Origin of the sequence: Bacteroides sp. 1001136B_160425_E2, assembly GCF_015559655.1 — a bacterium.
Lineage (GTDB): Bacteria > Bacteroidota > Bacteroidia > Bacteroidales > Bacteroidaceae > Bacteroides > Bacteroides luhongzhouii.
Window position 1 is genome coordinate 1 of sequence record NZ_JADMQH010000021.1, and the last position, 22859, is coordinate 22859.

General features: G+C 43.3%; 12 protein-coding genes. 4 read left to right on the forward strand and 8 right to left on the reverse strand.

Annotated features, from left to right (window positions below; genetic code table 11):
- Positions 1-204: 204 nt before the first annotated feature.
- A complete protein-coding gene (locus tag I2I04_RS18865) occupies positions 205-1761 on the forward strand; it encodes an ATP-binding protein (protein WP_004300977.1) in 1557 nt (518 codons plus the stop codon).
- A gap of 10 nt (positions 1762-1771) precedes the next feature.
- Here the strand turns inward: I2I04_RS18865 and I2I04_RS18870 are convergent, their stop codons facing one another.
- Positions 1772-2974 carry a hypothetical protein gene (locus I2I04_RS18870; protein WP_195655670.1) on the reverse strand — a complete coding sequence of 401 codons (1203 nt, stop codon included), beginning with the start codon at positions 2972-2974 and terminating at the stop codon, positions 1772-1774.
- A 162-nt stretch (positions 2975-3136) separates the two neighbouring features.
- Between I2I04_RS18870 and I2I04_RS18875 the strand changes: the two genes are divergently transcribed.
- Positions 3137-4315, forward strand: a complete 1179-nt coding sequence (locus I2I04_RS18875) for an ATP-binding protein (protein ID WP_143259374.1) — start codon at positions 3137-3139, stop codon at positions 4313-4315.
- Positions 4316-4347: 32 nt separating this feature from the next.
- Entirely contained in the window at positions 4348-7896 is a 3549-nt protein-coding gene (gene nifJ / locus I2I04_RS18880; protein ID WP_195655671.1) for a pyruvate:ferredoxin (flavodoxin) oxidoreductase, read from the forward strand.
- A 128-nt stretch (positions 7897-8024) separates the two neighbouring features.
- Here the strand turns inward: nifJ and I2I04_RS18885 are convergent, their stop codons facing one another.
- The 4 genes from I2I04_RS18885 to I2I04_RS18900 form a co-directional block, all read right to left on the reverse strand.
- Positions 8025-8891, reverse strand: coding sequence for a glycine betaine ABC transporter substrate-binding protein (locus I2I04_RS18885; protein ID WP_195655672.1), 867 nt, complete (start codon positions 8889-8891; stop codon positions 8025-8027).
- Between the two features lie 20 nt (positions 8892-8911).
- Positions 8912-9736 (reverse strand): ABC transporter permease, encoded by an 825-nt coding sequence (locus I2I04_RS18890; protein WP_143259371.1) that lies wholly within the window; start codon positions 9734-9736, stop codon positions 8912-8914.
- Positions 9733-10959, reverse strand: a complete 1227-nt coding sequence (locus I2I04_RS18895; protein WP_143259370.1) for a glycine betaine/L-proline ABC transporter ATP-binding protein — start codon at positions 10957-10959, stop codon at positions 9733-9735. Before I2I04_RS18895 ends, I2I04_RS18890 begins: the two co-directional genes overlap by 4 nt.
- Positions 10960-11257: 298 nt before the next feature.
- Positions 11258-11596: an MGMT family protein gene (locus I2I04_RS18900; RefSeq protein WP_143259369.1), complete on the reverse strand. Its 339-nt coding sequence runs from the start codon at positions 11594-11596 to the stop codon at positions 11258-11260.
- A gap of 170 nt (positions 11597-11766) precedes the next feature.
- On the opposite strand from I2I04_RS18900, the gene I2I04_RS18905 reads away from it, so the two are divergent.
- Positions 11767-13065 carry an LruC domain-containing protein gene (locus tag I2I04_RS18905; RefSeq protein ID WP_195655673.1) on the forward strand — a complete coding sequence of 433 codons (1299 nt, stop codon included), beginning with the start codon at positions 11767-11769 and terminating at the stop codon, positions 13063-13065.
- A gap of 80 nt (positions 13066-13145) precedes the next feature.
- Here the strand turns inward: I2I04_RS18905 and I2I04_RS18910 are convergent, their stop codons facing one another.
- The 3 genes from I2I04_RS18910 to I2I04_RS18920 all read right to left on the reverse strand — a co-directional run bounded on the left by I2I04_RS18910 (position 13146) and on the right by I2I04_RS18920 (position 22830).
- Complete coding sequence (locus tag I2I04_RS18910) at positions 13146-15962, reverse strand: substrate-binding domain-containing protein (RefSeq protein ID WP_317192951.1); 2817 nt, start codon at positions 15960-15962, stop codon at positions 13146-13148.
- Between the two features lie 14 nt (positions 15963-15976).
- Positions 15977-21541: a carboxypeptidase-like regulatory domain-containing protein gene (locus I2I04_RS18915; RefSeq protein ID WP_195655674.1), complete on the reverse strand. Its 5565-nt coding sequence runs from the start codon at positions 21539-21541 to the stop codon at positions 15977-15979.
- Positions 21542-21942: 401 nt separating this feature from the next.
- Positions 21943-22830: a carbohydrate kinase family protein gene (locus tag I2I04_RS18920; RefSeq protein ID WP_143259366.1), complete on the reverse strand. Its 888-nt coding sequence runs from the start codon at positions 22828-22830 to the stop codon at positions 21943-21945.
- Positions 22831-22859 lie beyond the last annotated feature (29 nt).

Below are 22859 nucleotides of genomic sequence, written 5' to 3' on the forward strand. Positions count from 1 at the left end.
GGGAATCTTAAAAACTCAATCATCTTTTTCAGATTTACCACAACGTTTCCAGAATACTCCATTATTTTATTCAAAACCGTGCAAGAATGAGCTAAATGATAATTTTCCAGTTAAACAAAATTATAACGCCCGTTCTTTGAGATATTGAAAACGAAATATTACGAAAATAATGATTATCTTTGAACCACTAAAAGGAAAATAACAATGAATGACCTGCTTCGTAAACTCCCTATCGGGATACAGACCTTTGAGAAACTTCGTAAGGGCGATTATCTATATGTAGATAAGACAGAACTTGTATGGAAAATAGCTTATACATCTACTCCATACTTCCTGAGCCGTCCACGCCGTTTCGGTAAAAGTCTTCTTCTCTCTACCTTTGAAGCCTACTTTGAAGGAAAGAAGGAACTCTTCGAAGGGCTTGCCATTGAAAAACTGGAAACGAAATGGGAAAAGCATCCTGTGCTGCATCTGGATTTAAATGCCGAGAAGTACGATTCCCCAGAAAGACTTTATGATATCCTCAGCCGTCAACTCACCTTATGGGAAATCCAATATGGCAAAGGAATAGACGAGAACACTCTTTCCGGTCGTTTCTCCGGCGTCATCCGTCGTGCCTACGAACAAACCGGTAGCAGCGTCGTAGTTCTGGTAGACGAATACGACAAACCTCTGTTGCAAGCTTTAGGCAATGATGTCTTACTGGATGAATACCGTAAAACCCTGAAAGCCTTTTACGGAGTATTGAAAAGTGCCGACCGCTACCTACGTTTCGTCTTCCTCACAGGAGTAACGAAATTCTCACAAGTAAGTGTATTCAGTGACCTCAACCAGTTGCAGGACATCACTTTGTGGCCCGATTACGGAACCCTTTGCGGCATCACTCTTCAAGAATTATTGGATACCTTTCAGCCGGAAATCAAGATACTTGCAGCCAATAATTCCATTTCTTATGATGACGCGGTACAACGAATGACACGTCTCTACGATGGCTATCATTTTTGCATTAATTCAGTAGGTATCTTCAACCCGTTCAGTGTACTGAATGTCCTGAAATCAAAAGTGTTCGACAATTACTGGTTCCAGACCGGCACACCGACTTTCCTCGTCGAGATGCTGCAAGAAACCGAATACGACCTGCGTACTTTGCTTGACGGGATCGAAGCACCGTCTTCCATGTTCTCCGAATATCGTGTAGATTCCAATAACCCGATTCCGTTGATTTACCAAAGTGGATATCTGACGATAAAAGATTTCGATAGGGAATTTGGTAACTATCTATTGCAATTTCCTAATGATGAAGTCCGCTACGGCTTCATAAATTTCCTGGTTCCATTTTACACCGGAGTGAGAAACAGTGACCAAGGATTTTACATCGGCAAGTTTGTACAAGAACTTCGTTCGGGAGACTACGATGCCTTTCTCACCCGCCTGCAAGCCTTCTTTGCCGATTTCAACTACGAATTGAACGAGCAAACAGAGCGTCACTACCAAGTGGTTTTCTATATTGTTTTCAAACTTATGGGACAGTTCACCGATGCCGAAGTACGCAGCGCCCGCGGTCGTGCAGATGCCGTAGTGAAAACACCTAAATATATCTATGTCTTCGAATTCAAGCTGCATGACACGGCAGAAGCGGCATTGAAGCAGATCGACGATAAAGGCTATCTGATACCGTATCAGGCAGACGGACGTGAAGTGATAAAGATCGGGGTGGAGTTCAGTGCGGAAAAACGCAATATCAGTCGCTGGCTGGTGTGAACAGATAAAGTTAAATATAATCAGGAGTTACCCATATCCACGACCGATAGCAACTTCTCCTATGAACAGGAACCAAAGGTAAATAACCGGAGCACACTCTACCTTCCCTGATTTCCAACGGATTAGTTGCGGACATTCGTTCATGTTCCTGCCAGGCTTCACCTTCCGAAGGATGATAATCAATCACAAAACGCCCTATTGAACCAGGATGTACATAACGGTCATATAAAAAACGCGCAACAACTCCCATATTCATGCGCAGATTGATTTCCACACAGGGATGAATCCGAAAAACCGGCTTTTCATTTTCCGGGAACCGACAAATCATCATATCAACTCCAAGATAACCTTTATAAACGGTTCCTACCAACGCAGAAAGCCTATATTTCAAACAGTTCTCCAAATCCGTCAGAACCTCTGAAAGGACATATTGCGAAAGTTGTTTCCAGATTGCCTCATTAGAAAGCAAACGATTCCCTTCATACATTCCACTCTTTCCGGTATGAAAGAGGGAATATCCCATAAATGTCACTTCACCTGTACCATCGGAATAAAACTCCATGGCAAAATCCTCTACCTTATTATATATAGGTTCCGCAATGATTCCACCCTGCGAAGCAGCCACACGCGTACACCAACCGGAAATAAAAGGAGTAAATATGCCTTTACACCAGTTCAAGCCTTTACCGCTTCCCGAAAGCGGAGCTTTCAACAGGCAGCATTCCCGCTCTTCCACAAAAGTTTTCCATTCTTCCAGTGCCTTCAAATAATAAGATTCTCCGCAGAAATATTCATTCAGTTGTAATTCCGGAAGTAACGAGACGGCTTTAGAACGATGGGAGTATTCCCGCAAACCGTTTAATTGCTCCATAGAAGGAAGCAGGGCTTCATCCACGCCCAGCCCTAAAAGCCGTTTCCGCAAAGCTACATCCCACCCCCAAGGACGAATATCCAAATCCGGTCCGACAGCAAGTTCCGGTTCAGTCATCAAATGAATCGAAACTCCCAGCAATTCCTGCATTTGCTTCAAATAATCCAGATTATAAGCGGAAGGAGCTAATACAGCACTCCCCTCCTCTGCATACCACATCGGAAGCAAAGCCAACTCGGAAGCCATACGTCTGGCCGAAGCCGGAGCCATATAATTAGTTTCACCGCTGGCCAACGCCAAGTCATGTTCCGGATTGAATATATAAAGAGCCTTTTTTGTCATTTCAAATGAATTCAAAACTTTATTCTGCAAATATATACAGGAAATAGTCAGGAATGACAACAATAAACATAAAGTTGGAATTAAAAGCACAATTTTGCCATCTCTACTTTGCAAATCCTAAAAAAAGCAGTATATTTGCCACCCGAAAAACAAAGAACTGAAATGGAATCATTCTACCGCACACACGCCTACCTCGTTGAGCACACCAATGCCCCCGTCCGCCGCGATCTCATGGACGAGATCGACTGGAGCGACCGCCTGATTGGTATCAAAGGGACACGTGGCGTAGGAAAAACCACTTTCCTTCTCCAATACGCCAAAGAGAAATTCGGGAACGACCGTTCCTGTCTGTTCATCAACATGAACAATTTCTACTTCTCGGGTCACAGCATTGTAGACTTCGCTAACGAATTTCAGAAACGCGGCGGAAAAGTATTGTTGATCGACCAAGTGTTCAAACATCCTGAATGGAGCAAAGAGTTGCGCATGTGTTACGACCGTTTTCCTAATCTGAAAATTGTCTTCACCGGCTCATCCGTGATGCGACTGAAAGAAGAAAATCTTGAATTGCGTGATATTGCAAAGAGCTATAACCTGCGTGGATTCTCTTTCCGTGAATTCCTAAACTTACAAACAGGCATGAAATTCAGGGCATACAGCCTCGAAGAAATTCTTAGCACTCACGAACAGATTGCCAAAGGAGTGCTCTCCAAAGTTCGTCCTCTCGATTATTTTCAGGATTACCTGCACCACGGATTCTATCCGTTCTTCCTCGAAAAACGTAACTTTTCGGAGAATTTGCTGAAAACAATGAACATGATGGTAGAAGTAGATATCCTGCTCATCAAACAAATTGAACTGAAATATCTTTCAAAGATAAAAAAATTACTATATTTGCTCGCTGTCGACGGGCCGAAGGCTCCAAATGTGAGCCAACTGGCAAGCGACATACAGACATCTCGCGCCACGGTGATGAACTATATCAAGTATCTGGCAGATGCGCGACTCATTAATCTGGTTTATCCGAAAGGGGAAGAATTCCCTAAAAAACCGTCGAAGATAATGATGCACAATTCCAACCTGATGTATTCCATCTATCCGGTGAAAGTGGAGGAGCTGGATGTGCTCGACACATTCTTTGCAAATTCTTTATGGAAAGACCATAAAGTACATAAAGGAGATAAAAACGTCTCTTTTATGGTGGACGAAGTAATGCCGTTCAAAATTTGCCAGGAAGGCGCAAAGATCAAGAACAATCCGAATGTAACGTATGCGTTGCATAAGGCTGAAATAGGTCGGGGCAACCAGATACCTCTCTGGATGTTCGGCTTTTTATATTAAAAGATTTATTTACTTAAATATTTAATTTAGTTATGACTAAACAGAAGAAATTCATCACTTGTGATGGTAACCAGGCTGCAGCACATATCTCGTATATGTTCTCTGAAGTAGCAGCTATCTATCCCATCACTCCTTCTTCGACTATGGCTGAGTACGTAGACGAATGGGCTGCCGCAGGACGTAAGAACATCTTCGGCGAAACAGTATTGGTACAGGAAATGCAATCTGAAGGTGGTGCTGCCGGTGCAGTTCACGGTTCTCTTCAGGCTGGTGCGTTGACTACTACTTACACTGCTTCCCAGGGTCTTCTCCTGATGATCCCTAACATGTACAAAATTGCCGGTGAGTTCTTGCCTTGCGTATTCCATGTATCTGCTCGTACATTGGCTTCTCACGCATTGTGTATCTTCGGTGACCACCAAGACGTAATGTCAGCTCGTCAGACTGGCTTTGCAATGTTGGCTGAAGGTTCTGTACAGGAAGTTATGGATTTGGCAGGTGTTGCCCACCTGGCTACAATCAAAGCTCGTGTTCCGTTTATGAACTTCTTCGACGGTTTCCGTACATCTCACGAAATCCAGAAGGTCGAAATGTTGGAAAACGATGATCTAGCTCCGCTGATTGATCAGAAAGCTTTGGCTGAATTCCGTGCCCGCGCACTGAATCCGATGAATCCGGTAGCTCGTGGTATGGCTGAAAATCCTGACCACTTCTTCCAACATCGTGAATCATGCAATAACTACTATGAAGCAGTTCCTGCTATCGTAGAAGAATATATGAATGAAATTTCTAAGATCACAGGTCGTAAATACGGTTTGTTCGATTACTATGGTGCAGAAGATGCAGAACGCGTAATTATCGCTATGGGTTCTGTAACAGAAGCTGCCCGCGAAGCTATCGACTACCTGGTAGCAAACGGCGAAAAAGTGGGTATGGTTGCCGTACACCTGTATCGTCCGTTCTCTGCTAAGCACTTCCTGGCTGCTGTACCTAAGACTGCTAAGACTATCGCAGTTCTTGACCGTACTAAAGAACCGGGCGCTAACGGCGAACCTCTTTACCTTGACGTTAAAGACTGCTTCTATGGCGCAGAAAATGCTCCGGTTATCGTTGGCGGTCGCTACGGTTTGGGTTCAAAAGATACTACTCCTGCTCAAATCCTTTCAGTATTCGAAAACTTGGCTATGCCAATGCCGAAGAACCACTTCACTATCGGTATCGTAGACGACGTTACTTTCACTTCTCTTCCTCAAAAAGAAGAAATCGCTTTAGGCGGCGAAGGTATGTTCGAAGCTAAATTCTACGGTTTGGGTGCTGACGGTACAGTAGGTGCTAACAAGAACTCTGTAAAGATTATCGGTGACAACACTGACAAACACTGCCAGGCTTACTTCTCTTATGACTCTAAGAAGTCAGGTGGTTTCACTTGTTCTCACTTGCGTTTCGGTGACAATCCAATCCGTTCTACTTATCTGGTAAATACTCCGAACTTCGTTGCTTGTCACGTTCAGGCTTACCTGCACATGTACGATGTAACTCGTGGTTTGCGTAAAAACGGTTCTTTCTTACTGAACACAATCTGGGAAGGTGAAGAACTGGCTAAGAACCTACCTAACAAGGTTAAGAAGTATTTTGCACAGAACAACATTTCTGTATACTATATCAACGCAACACAGATTGCACTGGAAATTGGTTTGGGTAACCGTACCAATACTATCCTTCAATCTGCATTCTTCCGTATCACAGGCGTTATTCCTGTAGAACAAGCTGTTGAGCAGATGAAGAAATTCATCGTTAAGTCTTACGGTAAGAAGGGTGAAGACGTTGTCAACAAGAACTATGCTGCTGTAGACCGCGGTGGCGAATACAAAACTTTGCCTGTTGATCCTGCTTGGGCTAACCTGCCGGATGACGCAAAAGCTGAAAACAACGATCCTGCATTCATCAACGAAGTAGTTCGTCCGATCAATGCACAAGACGGTGACTTGTTGCCAGTATCTGCATTCAAGGGCATCGAAGACGGTACTTGGTATCAAGGTACTGCGAAATACGAAAAACGTGGTGTAGCTGCATTCGTTCCTGAATGGAATGCTGAAAACTGTATCCAGTGTAACAAGTGTGCGTATGTTTGTCCTCACGCTTCTATCCGTCCGTTCGTACTCGATGCTGAAGAGCAGAAGGGTGCTAAGTTCGAACAACTGAAAGCTGTAGGTAAAGCATTCGACGGTATGACATTCCGTATCCAGGTTGACGTTCTCGACTGTCTGGGTTGCGGTAACTGTGCAGACATCTGTCCGGGTAATCCGAAGAAGGGTGGCAAAGCATTGACAATGAAACACCTCGAAAGCCAATTGGCTCAAGCTGAAAACTGGACTTACTGTGCTGAAAACGTGAAGACTAAACAACATCTTGTTGACATCAAGGCTAACGTGAAGAACTCACAGTTCGCTACTCCGTTGTTTGAGTTCTCCGGCGCTTGCTCAGGTTGTGGTGAAACTCCGTACGTGAAATTGATTTCTCAATTGTTCGGTGACCGTGAAATGGTTGCTAACGCTACCGGATGTTCTTCTATCTACTCTGGTTCTGTTCCTTCTACTCCGTATACTACAAACGAAAACGGACACGGTCCTGCTTGGGCTAACTCACTGTTCGAAGACTTCTGTGAATTCGGTTTGGGTATGGAATTGGCTAACGAAAAGATGCGTGCTCGTCTCGTGAAAGTGATGAACGAAGCTATTGCTGCTGACTGCACTCCTGCCGAAGTAAAAGAACTGTTCGCCGAATGGATCAACAATATGCTGGATGCAGATAAGACTAAGGAATTGGCTGCTAAGATCATTCCGGTTGTTGAAGCTAACAAGGATAAATGTAACCACTGCAAACAAATCGCTGAACTGCAACAATATCTTGTAAAACGCAGCCAGTGGATCATTGGTGGTGACGGTGCTTCTTATGATATCGGTTACGGTGGTCTTGACCATGTAATCGCTTCTGGTAAGGACGTTAACATCCTCGTTCTGGATACTGAAGTTTACTCTAACACAGGTGGTCAGTCTTCTAAGGCTACTCCAGTAGGTGCTATCGCTAAGTTCGCTGCTGCCGGTAAGCGCGTACGTAAGAAAGACCTCGGTCTGATGGCTACTACTTACGGTTATGTATATGTTGCACAAATCGCTATGGGTGCTGACCAAGCTCAAACTTTGAAAGCTATCCGTGAAGCTGAAGCATATCCTGGACCATCTTTGATTATCGCTTACGCTCCATGTATCAACCACGGTCTGAAAGCCGGTATGGGTAAGAGCCAGGAAGAAGAAGAAAAGGCTGTTAAGTGCGGTTACTGGCACTTGTGGCGTTACAACCCGGCTTTGGAAGAAGAAGGCAAGAACCCATTCCAATTGGATAGCAAAGAACCGAACTGGGAAGATTTCCAAGGTTTCTTGAAGGGTGAAGTTCGTTACGCTTCTGTAATGAAACAATATCCTGCTGAAGCTGAAGAACTGTTCAAAGCTGCTGAAGAAAACGCTAAATGGCGTTACAACAGCTACAAACGTTTGGCTAAAGAAAACTGGGGTGCTGAATAATAGTAATACCCTATAAATATAAAACGGTAATCTTGTAGAAGATTACCGTTTTTTTATTGTATGAACTCTGTCCAACATAAACAATTCCCTGTTTCTTCTTTCCGAATAAAGAATAACAATGACCCAATCTATTTATTCTCTGATTCCGGAATCCAACTATCCACCAACTGCCGATGTTCATCCCTCCATTTACGGGCTATTTCTTCTTCATCCATCCGGGCATCCTTCATAGCTGTCATAAAAGAGCTAAGTTCTTCTGTCGTTAGTTTGATGTTGCCAAAGAATTCGGCAGCAAACGGATCCTTCTCACTAAAACCTTTCCATGCAATAGCATGTATTTCTTCCAAGTCTCCATATACTTTCTTCGGATCATCCAAGAATTTCAAGTCAAACTGGTCAAACATCCAATGTGGCGTCCAACCTGTGATGACAATCCATTCTCCTTTATCCATCGCTTTTTTCAAAGAGGCCAGCATGGTGGAGCTACTTGAAGTCATAAGGGTATACCCATCAAGTCCATAAGCAGCAATAGCTTTATCGGTCGTCTTCATAATTCCTGCTCCGGCATCAATTCCCACTATTTCCGAAGAAAAACGGTCTTTGTTATCTGCCAGTTCACTAATAGACTGAATCGTAACATATTGAGGAACAACCAGTCCGACGCGAGCTTCTCCATATACCTCCCCCAAGAATTCGATGCTGTCTCCATACTGATCCATATAATCTTTCATCGTTATTGGTAGCCAGGCATCCAGAAACACATCCGATTTCTTTCCTGACATAGATACAAAGATAGGGGCAAGATCAGCATTTTGCAATTCAACCTCATATCCATGTTCTTCCAACACCACCTTGGCCAAATGACTCATGGCAATACCTTCCAACCAATTGGCATAGGCTATTTTTACTTTCTTTTTCTCTAAGTCTGAATTAGTACAGGAAGCTAGCAAAAGCATAGCTGACAATACTATTCCAACTATTTTATATATTCTCATACGTATTTTATCCTTTCCGTTTAGTTCTTATTTTTTCGTCCTGCCATTCCTTGCGTGATACGGTCTAAGATGATAGCTAAAATAACCACTGCTATACCACCTTCAAACCCAAGTCCGATTTTCATTTGGGTAATACCTTTCAACACAATTTCTCCCAGACCACCGGCAGCAATCATGGCAGCAATTACCACCATAGAAAGCGACATCATTATTGTCTGGTTGACACCAGTCAGGATGGTGGGCAACGCCAAAGGAAGCTGCACTTTATACAATAACTGCCAACGGGTAGCCCCGAACGAACGGGAAGCTTCCACTACATTTTTAGGGACCTGCCGTATTCCCAATCCGGTAAGGCGGACTACAGGAGGCATAGCAAAGATAATGGTGGCAAACACTCCCGGCACTGCTCCCAATCCGAAAAACAAAACGGCAGGAATCAGATAAACAAAAGCAGGCATCGTCTGCATCAAGTCGAGAATAGGACGGAGTATTTTCTCTGCACGCGGACTGTTTGCCGTCCACACTCCTAAAGGTACACCAACAATCAGGGCCAGACAGGTAGATGAAAAAACGAGAGCCAGGGTTTGCATAGTAGCCTCCCAAAATCCCATTCCATAGATTAGTAATAATCCCAATGCGGTGAAAATTGCCGTACCACGTCCTGCTTTCATCCATGCGAGTGCAGCAAGTACCAGGATGGTTATATAAAAAGGTATTCCGAAAAGTATGTGTTGGAATCCTATAATAAAACTACCGATGCCCGCATTCACGGCATCAAAGAAAGTGGAAAAATGTACCATCATCCAATTGATGGCCATCTCTATATATTGTCCTATATTTATCATAAATCTATTGCGTTTTGAATTATTTCGTTTATTTCTTCTTTATCTTTCCCGGTCACTTCGATGATTAAGGAGGAAAGCGGGATTGTTCCTAAAAACTCGCGCGTCTCATCAATCACCCATACCGGCGAATTAGTCTTTGTCATTAAAGGAAGTATATCCTCCAACACTGTATCCTCCAACACAGAATGTACTTCTGTACGCACAATCGTTTCAATGGATTTTTCCTGCCTGCTACGTAACTTAAGCAGGTCGTTCAGACGTACTTCTCCGACCAGTTTATCATCGGCGTCTATTACAGGTAATACAGTAATATTCTTCGCACGCATCTTACGAATCAAAACTTCGGGACCTTCTTTCTTCAGACGGGCCACCAGCGGTTTGTCAATCATTAAAGAAGAAGCGGTGATAATTTTACTCCTGTCCACGTTTTCAACAAAACGGGCTACATACTCGTTAGCCGGTTCAGTCAGTATTTCTTCTGACGTACCTACCTGCACCACCTCTCCATCTTTCATAATGGCAATACGGTCGCCCAGTTTAATCGCTTCACTCAAGTCATGGGTAATAAAGACAATTGTTTTTTTCATCTTCGACTGCAAAGCCAGCAATTCATCCTGCATTTGCACACGAATTAGAGGATCGAGAGCAGAAAAGGCCTCATCCATTAGAAGTACTTCGGGATTATTAGCCAAGGCACGGGCCAGTCCGACACGTTGTTGCATCCCACCGGAAAGCTCACCCACCATCTGATTTTCATATCCTTTCAATCCGACAAGCATCATGCTTTCCATAGCTTTCTTCTCACGTTCCTCTTTCTTCACTCCCTGAAGTTCGAGACCGAATGCAATATTACTCAATACGGAACGGTGAGGCAACAGACCGAAATTCTGGAAAACCATCGCCAGCTCTTTCCGGCGAACCTGCAATAATTCTTTTTCGGATATTTTAGATATATCTACTCCGTTTACAAGCACTTGCCCGGCAGTAGGACGTATCAGACGATTGATACAACGCAGCAATGTTGATTTTCCACTTCCCGAGAGTCCCATTATCACAAAAAACTCTCCTTCATTAATTGAAAGATTGGCATCTTTCACTCCTACCGTACAACCGGTATCTTTCAGAATTTCCTCTTTACTCTTATCTTTTTTCAACATCTTGAGGGCTTTCTGCTTCTCGTTTCCAAAGATAAGGTACAAATCCTTTATTTCTATTTTACTCATATAATATATTGGTTTAGATTATAATAGTTGTTTTGTTTTCAACTGCCGCGTTCCTCATTCTCACTTACGATAAACAAGTTGAATGTTCGCATGGTTCAGTCATGTCACATGACAACATGACGATCCGACGTTTTTTAAATGGTTAAAAAAAACAGACTGAGTAGTTTAAAAGGAAGAGAATTTGATAAGATTATCCTCTCAATGAACAGTAGAAAACAGTATTTTCATAAATAAATAACAGTCTGTTCTTGCATATTGTTGGCACAAAGGTAAGGAAAATAGATTAAATATGCAAATTTTATTCAGATACAGAGTAATTCCAAAGATGCTTTTTCAGGTCTACACACCCATTTTGCTTAAAAGAGATCCCTTCTTCCAACAAGAGTTGCTTTTGCTCTGTCCAACCGGGAACAAGACGTCCCGACGCATTGACAACCCGGTGACAAGGCGCAGATAAATCATCCGGAACCTGTTTCAAAGCACGCCCCACCATACGGGAACATTGAGGCATTCCCAATAATGCGGCAATTCCCCCATAAGTAGAAACTTTACCTACCGGAATTTCCCGAACAACCTGATATACCTCTTGACAAAAGGATGCGGAGAGACTCGCCTTATCTACTTTATAATCTTTCATTGCCTGGACTTCACTTATTTCACTCCCAAAGCTAGATAAAAAGAAGAGAATTTGCAAATAATAAGATCACTCCAAACAAAATATGCAACTTTACTTGCTTTTTATACAAATAATATCGACCTTTGCAGTCATATAAGCAACCTATTATTAACAAAACAAGCACTGCTGTTATGAAAAAGAAAACAATTCTATTCACTTCTTGTTTGTTTGGAGCATTCGCTTTCAGCTCCTGTGAGAAGAACCTTTATGATGAAAACAAACAACCTGAAAAAGAAATTCAAGTAAAAGACCTGGATATACCCGCAGGTTTTCAGTGGAAATTAACTCAAGTAGCCGCAGGAACAGTAGCTGCTACTACCCCCACTATGGTTTCCTTCTTTTTGGATGAAGCATGTAGTAAAGAAGAGAAAATAGCCGACATTCCTGTAGATACAGAAATTTCAAGTCTCCCTTTGAGCATCCCAACCTACGTAAATACATTGTATGCCCAGTACAAAACCGGCACCAATGAAACAAAAAAAGTGGCCATACCTGTAAATGCAGATAAAAGTTTCTCACTGAACATTGCTAATGATGCCAAATCCAAATCTAACACCACCCGGTCAATCACTCGTGGGCATGATATAGAAGATGACATCCAATTGGCAAAAGGAGTCATTTTTCATCCCAAAGATGGTTGGGGAACAATCATGTTTGAAGACCAATTCCCATCATTAGGAGATTATGACTTTAATGATTTTGTAGTCAATTATAAGGTGCAGTTCCAAGGTATTAAAAAGGTTGACAAAAAATACACTGCGCAGTATATACAAATAGAATTACGTCTAAAAGCTATTGGAGGAATATTCCCTTATTCTCCATATTTAAGACTGAAAGAAATAGACTCCGACGAAGTGGAAAATATTGAGGTTTATGAAACTAAAAATATGAATCCTGCGGTTGACGGAGTAGAACTTGTCCCCAACAAGCATCTTATCATTGATTACAGCCCTTTAATTAAGAATCTGGCTAAACCTGCAGGCAGCCAATATTATAATACAGAAAAGAGTGCTTTGGTAACAACAAGTGATTTACCGGAGATCAATATTCTGATCACCCTAAAGAAGAGAAAAGAAGTAAAGGAAATATTAGAAGGCGATGAATTCGACTTATATTTAAAACGTAATGATAGCGGAACAGAGATCCATATGAATGGTATTGAACCGATAACTTACCAATATCCATTCAATGATAAAAACCTGCTACCGGTATATACAAACGGGGACGAAGAAGATGATAACTACTATTTTAGTGCAGGACGCCTGATTTGGGGATTAAGAGTACCGGGCAACGCAGCGCATGCTATTGAAAAAGCTAATTTCTTGGAAGCCTATAAAGGATTCGCGAAATGGGCGCAAAGTAATGGCAAAAACGAACAGAACTGGTATAATCAAGGAAACGCAGATAAAAGTTTGTTGATTCAGAACTAACACATATAAATAAATCCCGGTAAACATTGAAAATTCAAGTTATCGGGATTTATTGTATTCTGACGTGAATAGTTTTGATTCTATCCTTTCCTCTTCAACAAATCTGTCGGACTCTCGCCAAACTGTTCTTTATAGCATTTGGTAAAATAAGAAGGAGAGCTGAAACCGACTTCATAACCAACCTCTGCCACTGTCATATCCGACGAAGCAAGCAGGGAAGCCGCTTTCTTCAAGCGGGCGATGCGAAGCAATTCATTCGGAGAATAATTAGTCAGGGACTTTATTTTGCGATAGAGCTGCACACGACTTAATCCCATATCCTTACCCAAATCTTCTACATTCAAATTTGAATCTCCCATCTTTGCTTCAATCAAAGCCTTGAATTTTTCCACAAAGTCTTTATCCATATCACAGACATCCTCTTTCGCCAATGTTTGTCCGTCGCCAAAAAACTGTTTCAGGCGGCGATGTGAATCTATCAGATTACGAACGCGTGCCAACAGCAATTGCGAACTGAAGGGCTTGGAGATATAAGAATCCGCACCTCCGTCATATCCCTGAATCCGTTGTTCATCCAAAGAACAAGCTGTCAATAGGATGACAGGGATATGGCAGGTTTGCAGTTCGCTCTTCAGACGACGGCAACACTCTATTCCATCAATACCGGGCATCATCACATCAGAGATTATCAAGTCCGGGACATATTTCATTGCTTTGCGGATGCCCTCCGAACCGTCTGCAGCTTCAATAACAGTATAATCGGTATGGAGTAATCCGCGTACATACAAGCGAATATCCGCATTATCATCAATTACCAAAACGGAAGGCTTGGAAGAATCATAGCCTTTTTCCAGTTCCTCTTCTTCGACAGCTAAAGTTTCATTCAGGTTGGAAGAGCCGGGAGAAGCAGGACTTAAAGGAACTGCAGAGATTGATGACATCAGAGAATCTTCAGCCAGAATAGTCTCACAAGTATGTACCGGTAAATCAACAGTAAAGACAGTGCCCTGCTTTTCGTCACTTTCCACAGAAATTGTACCTTTATGCAATTCAACGAAAGCTTTGACCAATGCAAGCCCGATTCCCGAACCGGCATGGTGCATGTCTATTTTATAAAAACGATCGAAAATGCTCCGGATATGTTCAGCGGAAATCATTGAACCGGTATTGGCTACAGTAAAACGAATCCAGCGAGTTTCCTCTTTCGTCAAGGAAGACAAACGAACCGTTATCTTTCCATTTTCCGGAGTGAACTTGAACGCGTTGGAAAGAAGATTAAAATAGATACGTTCCAACTTTTCCATATCTGCCAATGTATGGTAATCCGTATCCGGCATATTATCAAAAGAGAAATGAATATGTTTCTTCCGGGCGGCTGCAAGGAATGATTCGTTCCAACCCTCAAAAGAAGAAAGAACATCTACCTGAACAGGTGTATATTCCATCTTACCGTTCTCGTATTTACGGAAATCCAGAATCTGATTGACAAGACGCAAAAGGATATTCACGTTTCGTTGAATCAGCATCAACATTCGATGCTGATCTCCACTTAGTGTATGATCGGCCAATAAATGTTCTACCGGATCGGCAACCAATGTCAGCGGAGTACGGAAATCGTGAGATATATTTGTGAAGAAAACCAGTTTGGCATGCGTTGCCTCTTCCAGTTGATGAGAAAGCTGGATGAGTTGATCCCGCTGTTCTTCCAGTTTATCCCGCTGTTCTTCTAATTGGTCACGTTGTTCCTCTAACTTGTCCCGTTGCTCTTCCAGCTGTTTCTTCTGCTCGGAAAGTTCCTTATTCAAACGATTTTTAGCACGGAGAGATTTATAGACTACCAATAATAAGCCTGCCACCAATAGAAGAATGGCCAAACCTCCATACATCACCACCTGCTGTGTAGCAACGCGAGACAAATATCCGCCGATACGTCCGTTCAATGTTTCAATCTTCTGATCCAGTTCCGAGATATGAGTCGTCTGCAGTTGCATGACATGAGCATTCGTACGGTCAACCACCGCAGTGTTCATGACCGTTTCCCGGGGATAAGGCTTTTTCTCAAGGATATTCATTGCCAGTTGCATCACTTTGTCGCCATTGGTAGGATAAATAAAAGTAGCATTCAACACACTGTCAAGCACCATTTCCAATCCGTTGCCTTTGCCGGGAAGAGCATCAATACCGACAAAAATCATTTCCTTCTCCCGTCCCACTTTCTTTGCAGCCTGATAAGCTCCCGGAGCGATACGGTCATTATGCGCATACACGGCATCTATCTTCGGATGCCGACGGAGCATACTATCCATTTCCACTTCCGCCGGTTCACGCTCCCACGCAGCATCTGCTTTATCAATCAGTTTGATATCCGGAAAGTTACTGATAGCAGCCATAAATCCCTGATGGCGTTCCATGGCTGGAGTTGAGCCACCCAGTCCGGTAAGTTCCACCACATTCCCTTTTCCTTTCAGGCTTGACGCAATATAATTACCTACCGCACGTCCTATTTCATAATTGTCGGCACCGATATAGGCAGTATATTTATCAGAAAGAATCTTCCGGTCTACCAAGATGACAGGTATTCCCTTTTGATAGGCTTCCTCTACAATCGGAGTCATGGGGGCCGCTTCGTTGGCAGAGATAATCAATAAGTCAACCCCTTCATCTATAAAATAATGAACGTCTTCCGCCTGTTTGCGATTATCATCCGCAGCCGACCGGATTTCAACCGATACTCCATCGTAAAACATTGCTTCACGAAGAATCTCATCATTCATCTTATGCCGCCAGGAGTCATCACTACATTGCGCCACCCCGATACGGAAACGCGGTGCATCCTGCCGACAAGCCGTCATGCCAAGAAAACAAAGCAAGACCGCTATCCACTTTGTATACCTCATCGCTCTAATCATTCTCATTCTTTCGTATTTCTTTCTGTAATCCAAATTTTTCTCCCTTCATTATTAGCATTCACTACCGGGAAATACATCAACTCCACTTTCACAGGATTCAGCGTGTATTTTCCTGTAAAGCGTGGAAGCAAAGGGATAGTAAACTGATAAGTACCTACCGGTAATTTTTCGCTAAAGATAACAGTTTTCTCCTTAAAATATTCACGATATACTTCAGAACAGGAGAAATTAACAGGTTTTGAGGCATAACTGCAACCGGCCGGAACAGGAACTTCGAGCATCACATATTGCGCACCTTCCTGTTTCACCTGCAAGGTGACCGACAGTGTAACAGGCATACCCGCTACCAGAGAATCTTTCTCCAAGGCCGCCTCTACCTTGAAAGCATCACTTTCGCGAGCATCCATCACTCGCTTCGTTGAATAAACACTGTACAATAAAGGCTCCTTACCTGTTTTTGAGATAAACAGACTATCTCCTGCCGTCAATCGGGCATGATAAGGAAATTCCATAATCCGCTTATTCTCCTTTCCTCTGACGGATACTGACGTCCCTACCCCGTTGCGATCCGCTCCTGTCAGCAAATCAGTCAAAACAGTTGCTACCGCAGCAGAAGCCTGATAGGTATTCCAACCACGCTCTTTAGTCCGCAGAATATACAGTTGCATATTCTCTTTCAACTTGCACAAAGAAGAATCATTCTTAATCACCCGGTAAGCAATCAACGTATTAATCATATGATTTCCTTCCCAATAATGAGTGCGACGACCATCGTCACAATAAACGCCTCCCAACATATCCTTTTTCAGATAATGCCGCACGCTATCACCGACATTGACAGAATCTACCTGTTGTTTGATTTCCCAAAGAAGCAACTTTTCCTTCAAATAAGAAAGAGGACGATAATGCTTGTTCCTGCTTGCCAACGAATCTTCCTTCTGTTCCAACTGCCGGACAAATGGTTCCAATAATCTGACAGCTGCAGAATAATCAGCTTCCACCTTCCAGTCATGCAAGGCATGAAGTATTTCTATATCCTCCAGTTTCATTCCCCGGTAAGGATGTACATGGGCATACTCCACTTTCAATCCATTCAGATTCAAATGGACAGGATAACCTGCGTCTTTTGCCATCTTCAAAGCCCGTAAGATATGTGCCGACATCCAGAAAGAAGTATTTTCAGAGTTACCCCACCATGACCATAACTGATGCTTATTCTGATGATTCGTCAGCCGGCGAATGATAGTCCGGATCGCTTTATCCCCCTTCGCCTTCTCGCCTATCCCCTGCATATACTGTTGATAGGCCAGTAGACCGATCAGCTTGGAAGCTAATTGCTCGTTACACAAATATCGATATCCGGTCAGGAAATTCACAGATTCCTTATAAATATCCAACTGATTGTCCGTGATGCTGACCATCACTTCTTCATCCTCACCGGATTGTATGCTGACTGTCTCCGCATCAGACAAGATACCTAATGTGCCCTGTGCCAATTCTGTCCCCCGCGGCAATACCGGAATTGTATATTCCTCCCCATCCTTATACCCGTCCTCCCGGGTAAAAAGATAACTGATGGCCACACTGTCAGTATTTGCAGCCTGCATCGGCAATGTTTCATGAAATCCTTCTGTCAGATTGACTTCCCGCTGTTTCAACGTATCCGTTCCGACACAAAACTGTGTGGTTCCTTCTATACGCTGTCCATCCAGATAATTACGGATGGTCCCGACCAATGTACTCAGATCTCCTTCCACCAAGAAACGGGGAGTTTTCAGTTCCGCCATCAATGGCTTGTAAGAGCGAATGGAACGACGGAAAGTTCCTGTCTGCAAACGTCGGTTCATGGCATAAACCACCGTCTCCCATTTCGTCACGTTGTCGGGGAAAGTAGTCTCAAACCGGACAGTCCCGGTTTTATCCGTAAACAAACGAGGTTGCCAGAAAGCTACATCGGAGAAATTCCGGCGTAACCCGTTCAGTTGCAACAGTTCAGTATACAACCGATTAGCATCTACTTCCTCCTTCGCTTTCTCTTCCTTATCCTGTCCGTCCAATTCCTCCAAAGGAGTTGTAGCAGAGGAAGACTGATCCACCCTCACTCCGGCAATAGACCCCGTCAACGAATGTCTTCTACTCATCCCGTATCCAACCACTACCACTTCATCTAATGCCCGGCTATCTTCCTCCAGCGTAACCAACAGGTTCGAACCGGGCATTGCTCTCACCTCTTGCTGCTTAAAGCCGACATAGCTAAACAGCAGTTGTTCCCCTCTCCTGTCACAATCCATTTCGAAATATCCATCCAAATTAGTTATTGTTCCTTCTGTTGTTCCTTTGATCAACACGCTGCATCCTATCAACGCCTCTCCGGTAGCATCTGTCACATAGCCACAGACTTTGCCACCATAACTGCGCACGTACTGCGTGATTCTCATCTCCTTATAACTGGGCTGATTCGTACCGATCGTCCCTCTTCCTCCCAACAAAAGCCACCCAGCAGATAGCGAATCAGCTTCGTGCAAGGGCAGAGACTCCATATTTACATCCAGATAGCTATATGACTTTACAGGCAAAGCCTCCTGTTTCAGGTATTTCCCGTTATTATAAAGTAAAATCGCATCATACGTACCGGCAGGAAGTCTGGAATAAATCCGGTTCATGCGCACCAATGTATCCGGATAAATCAATTCACCGGTCGTACAATCTTTAAAGAACAGGTTTGCCACTCCGGTAGAATCTTTTTCTTCGGGGAGCCGGAAATTCAACTTCTTATCCGGCAAAGAAAAATAAATCCGGGTAGGATGCCAACTCTTTCCCTTCCGGAGTTCAGACACCAGGTTACGGAATCTTTCCGGTGATAAATAATAATCATTCAAAGTAGCAATCTTCGCCACAGACGAAAAATGCAAATACCGCGGACATAGTTCATTGTCCTTATATTTATAGACAACATTTCCATCAAATTCATAAGAGAAACCTCCCTCATGCCGATATAATACGCCATTCATATACTTCCAAAGCCCCGGCTCTACGGGACCTGCCAATATATTCTTTTTATAACGGGACAACTCCGAAAGCGAAACCGGAAACAATTTTCCATTATGTTCCAAAGAAGTACATATCGCCCCGTCCACCACAGGAAGGCGGCAAAGATACCGTTCGTATCGCTTCTTTTCTTCCTTAGTAAATTGGTATTCGTAGTATTTTCCTTTCTTTTGGCGCAGCCAGACCATTTCCACTCCTTGCGGCAACTGATTCATATCAAAGCTTAAAATCGTTTTCTTGCCACGTTCGAAGGCCAGAGAGTCGATGATAAAAGCCCTGTCATGCATTCGCAATGTTATTTTCTGCTTCCCTGCCGGACGAAGTACAGGAAAAGAGTACTCTTGAGGCTGTTCTGTCCATGAAAAATAACAGGGGATATCATTCTGTTCAATCACATAGATATTTACCGCTTTCCCGTCCAACATCACATAAGGGGCAAATTGAGTGGTTCCATCCGGTGTATCCACCGTCTGACGATACAGGTTTCCCGAAGGATAAGCAAACCGATAATAAGGTAATTCTTCTAAATGAAGCAGTTCATTCCAACGTTTATAATCTAACGTAGCCGTATGCAGGTATTCTTTTTGCTTCATCGAATAGGAAGCACGCTGTTCACGGGGACGGGGCGCACTCCCGTAATAAGGCAAGTCCGGAATCTGATAATTCAGTTGGCTGTTGACTGCGAAAGCCGTGAGATCGACGTTAGATACCGGACGTCCCTGAATATTCGTCACATTCAGTTTTGTGGTCACAGTCTGCCCGGGATATATCCGTTCCGGCAGATCAGATTCAATCACCAATCGTTCGGAAGGCGAAGTGTATGAGCGTTTCATCATACATTCCTTATTTCCCATGACATAGAATACCTCCACGTAATAGACCGAAGAAGGGTCAATCTCTCCGGATTTATGTTCCATCTCCTTTCCCGAACCTTTCTGCAATAATCGGTTGCCCTGATATACATACCATGAAAGCTCCAGTTGCAAAGGATTGGAGAGGGAGACACAGAATGAGTCTTTCTCTATTCCGCCATTCAGTTCCAGTTTGGGATCCAGTCCGGCGGGAGTAATGATTGTTTCATATCCTATTTCCGGTATTTTGAACCGATAATCCGAAATGGTCTGATTGAAAGGTTCCCGATAAGGTAAACGGACTTTTTTCACTTCTTTCTTATCCCCATAAGTCAGTTCCGCTTCTAAGGGACGCTCCACACCTAAGTCGAAGAATGAAAAACAGACTGTATCAGCTTGCGTGGTACACTGCACATTGTAACAAGAATAGTAAAAAGTCGCCTTGTCCTGCTGTTCCAAGCGGTTGTTATCCGCTGTTAGTAAGACAACACTCACACGATAGAAACAATCGGAAGCACCGAATATTTGAGAAGGAATATCTACCGAAGCTTTTCCGGAGACATCCAGTTCCGCCTGCACAGACATCAGCGTATCGGGCAAAGAAAGTATTTCGGTATACGATTTAAACACTTGTTCTCTGCCAATAGTCACTTCTACATTTACTTCCCGCAAAGGAAGACCGTTGGCATCCGTTGCACTGATATCGACGCGGTTGCTCTGCGGTGCATATTGCACATTCGAAGCCAACGTCGCAAGCAACTTATTGCCATTCAGTTCATAGTCCTCATAGTTGAAATGGGTGGAAGCAACGATGCGTCCCCGCTTGTCACGAAGTTGAATGGAATATCTTTGGTCTAACTTCAAATTCAACGAATCATTCAATTCAAATTCTCCGGCAAAGCCTCCCGGATGGTAAGGGACAACCGGCATTATCTTCTTATAGTCACGCCAGGAAGAGCCGACACGCATCCATAATGAAAGTTCCTGTTTCAGAGGGCGTTTATGCTCGGAGAGAGCATACGATTTGAAACGAACCGTCTCACCCGGTTTATATTTGTTCTTGTCAGTAATCAGATAACTATAAAACTCCGGTCCATCTTGTCTCCCATAGTCATTCTGATACCAGGGCGACACCAGATGTTTTGTCAAATCAAATACGGCACGAAACTTATCCAATTCAACAGTCAGGATATGTTGCTCCTTCTGCGACCAGTTGTCATCCGTATACGTTTGACTGTCCTCATCGTAATATACAGCCTTACTGCCCACACGTACTTTAGCATCTTTCCTGATTGCTCCTTCGGCATCAACCACTTGCAAAGTCAATACACCATACTCTTTGAAAAGAAAAACATGAAAAGGAATCACCGGAGCATACCGGTAATGGACTTCATTCCGTTCTACATCAGCCAGCAGGAAATGTCCCTTTACAGGAGGGTTAGTCCATGTATCTGTGAAGCGGGCAAAGGGAGCCTGTTGTATCTTATCCCACTGTTTCTGCCGAAGTTTACCTTTTAGAAGTTTCAAAGCCTCTTTATTGGTCAATTCGAAAACAAGAGTCTCGGGAGAAGCATCGTTTCCGATCATCGGTTGTCCGAATACCTCACTAGAAAGAAATAACAGTCCCAGTAATAGTAAGCTTTTCATCCGAAATAGTATCGTGTCCATAGTTTTCAATAGATTGATTGAGAACAAAAATAAGAAATAAAACTGTGAGTATGCTATTTATCACCGGATTATTCTCATCATTATCCTCCAAAGAAATGCAAAAATGGTTCCCCAATATTCAACCGGAAACTATTAACAAAAGTATAAAGCGTAACACAAACGCTTAATCAATGTTATAAAACATCTCTTTTTATTTGGATTATTTGCAGATTTAGCAGAAGTCCGTATCTTTGCAATGTGTTTTTCATAGTATTAGATTTAAGGTTAACAAAGGTTGGAGCAAGGCGTTGCTCCTTTTTTTATGCCCGTACCTCTTATATCATGCGAATCATGCAAAAAGAAAAAAGAGGTATATTCCCACAGAATGAGATATACCTCTATACTTACTTTCCATCAAACAATTACATCAATCTGTCTTTTAATACCTGCGGAAGTTCAGGCATTGCACCGCTTTGCGTGCAGACATAAGCAGAAACTTCAACGGCAAGTTTGTGAGCTTCGGGAACCGGCTTTCCATTAAGAATGGAAGCACAGAAAGCAGCCGTAAAGGAATCACCTGCTCCCACCGTATCGGCAACCGGCACTTTGGGCGTTTCCTGGAAAGAGACAACACCCGGAGTAAACACATAACTGCCATTAATTCCACAAGTCAGAATCAACATCTTCAGGTTGTATTTCGCCAACAGAATCCAGCATTTATCCTGCAAGTCGATGCCGGGATAGCCAAACAGACGGCTGATGGTCACCAGTTCTTCGTCGTTTATCTTCAGAATGTTGCAACGGCGGAAAGATTCGCGCAACACCTCTTTGGTGTAGAAGTCCTGACGGAGATTAATATCAAAGATTTTCAGTTGTCCGTCTATGTCGGGCATCGTATCCAGAAAACGGTTGATAGTGGCACGGCTCACTTCATTACGTTGAGCCAGGGAACCGAAGCAAACGGCACGCGTACTCAATGCCAAACGTTTCAGCTCATCCGTGAAAGGTATGTTATCCCATGCCACGCCTTCTTTGATTTCGTAACAAGGCACACCCTCGTCATCCAATGTCACCTGTACCGTACCGGTAGGATAATCCACTTGTTCAATCTGCGTTTTCAGTTTCTTCTCGTTGAATACGTTCAGAATCTCGTCTCCCAACTCATCTTTGCCCACGGCACTCACCACGCGACTGTCAAAACCAAACTGTGATACATGATAGGCAAAGTTTGCCGGAGCACCACCTATTTTCTTTCCTTCGGGCAACACATCCCAAAGTGCCTCGCCCATTCCTACAATTATATTATTCATGATCTACGGATTTTATTGTTTCCAAAGTT

Bases quoted from the DNA above. Each gene is read 5' to 3' on its own strand.
- I2I04_RS18875 (WP_143259374.1), top strand. From the start codon at position 3,137: ATGGAATCATTCTACCGCACACACGCCTACCTCGTTGAGCACACCAAT.
- I2I04_RS18895 (WP_143259370.1), bottom strand. From the start codon at position 10,959: ATGAGTAAAATAGAAATAAAGGATTTGTACCTTATCTTTGGAAACGAG.
- I2I04_RS18910 (WP_317192951.1), bottom strand. From the start codon at position 15,962: ATGAGGTATACAAAGTGGATAGCGGTCTTGCTTTGTTTTCTTGGCATG.
- I2I04_RS18890 (WP_143259371.1), bottom strand. From the start codon at position 9,736: ATGATAAATATAGGACAATATATAGAGATGGCCATCAATTGGATGATG.
- I2I04_RS18865 (WP_004300977.1), top strand. From the start codon at position 205: ATGAATGACCTGCTTCGTAAACTCCCTATCGGGATACAGACCTTTGAG.
- I2I04_RS18915 (WP_195655674.1), bottom strand. From the start codon at position 21,541: ATGGACACGATACTATTTCGGATGAAAAGCTTACTATTACTGGGACTG.
- I2I04_RS18920 (WP_143259366.1), bottom strand. From the start codon at position 22,830: ATGAATAATATAATTGTAGGAATGGGCGAGGCACTTTGGGATGTGTTG.
- nifJ (WP_195655671.1), top strand. From the start codon at position 4,348: ATGACTAAACAGAAGAAATTCATCACTTGTGATGGTAACCAGGCTGCA.
- I2I04_RS18900 (WP_143259369.1), bottom strand. From the start codon at position 11,596: ATGAAAGATTATAAAGTAGATAAGGCGAGTCTCTCCGCATCCTTTTGT.
- I2I04_RS18885 (WP_195655672.1), bottom strand. From the start codon at position 8,891: ATGAGAATATATAAAATAGTTGGAATAGTATTGTCAGCTATGCTTTTG.
- I2I04_RS18870 (WP_195655670.1), bottom strand. From the start codon at position 2,974: ATGACAAAAAAGGCTCTTTATATATTCAATCCGGAACATGACTTGGCG.
- I2I04_RS18905 (WP_195655673.1), top strand. From the start codon at position 11,767: ATGAAAAAGAAAACAATTCTATTCACTTCTTGTTTGTTTGGAGCATTC.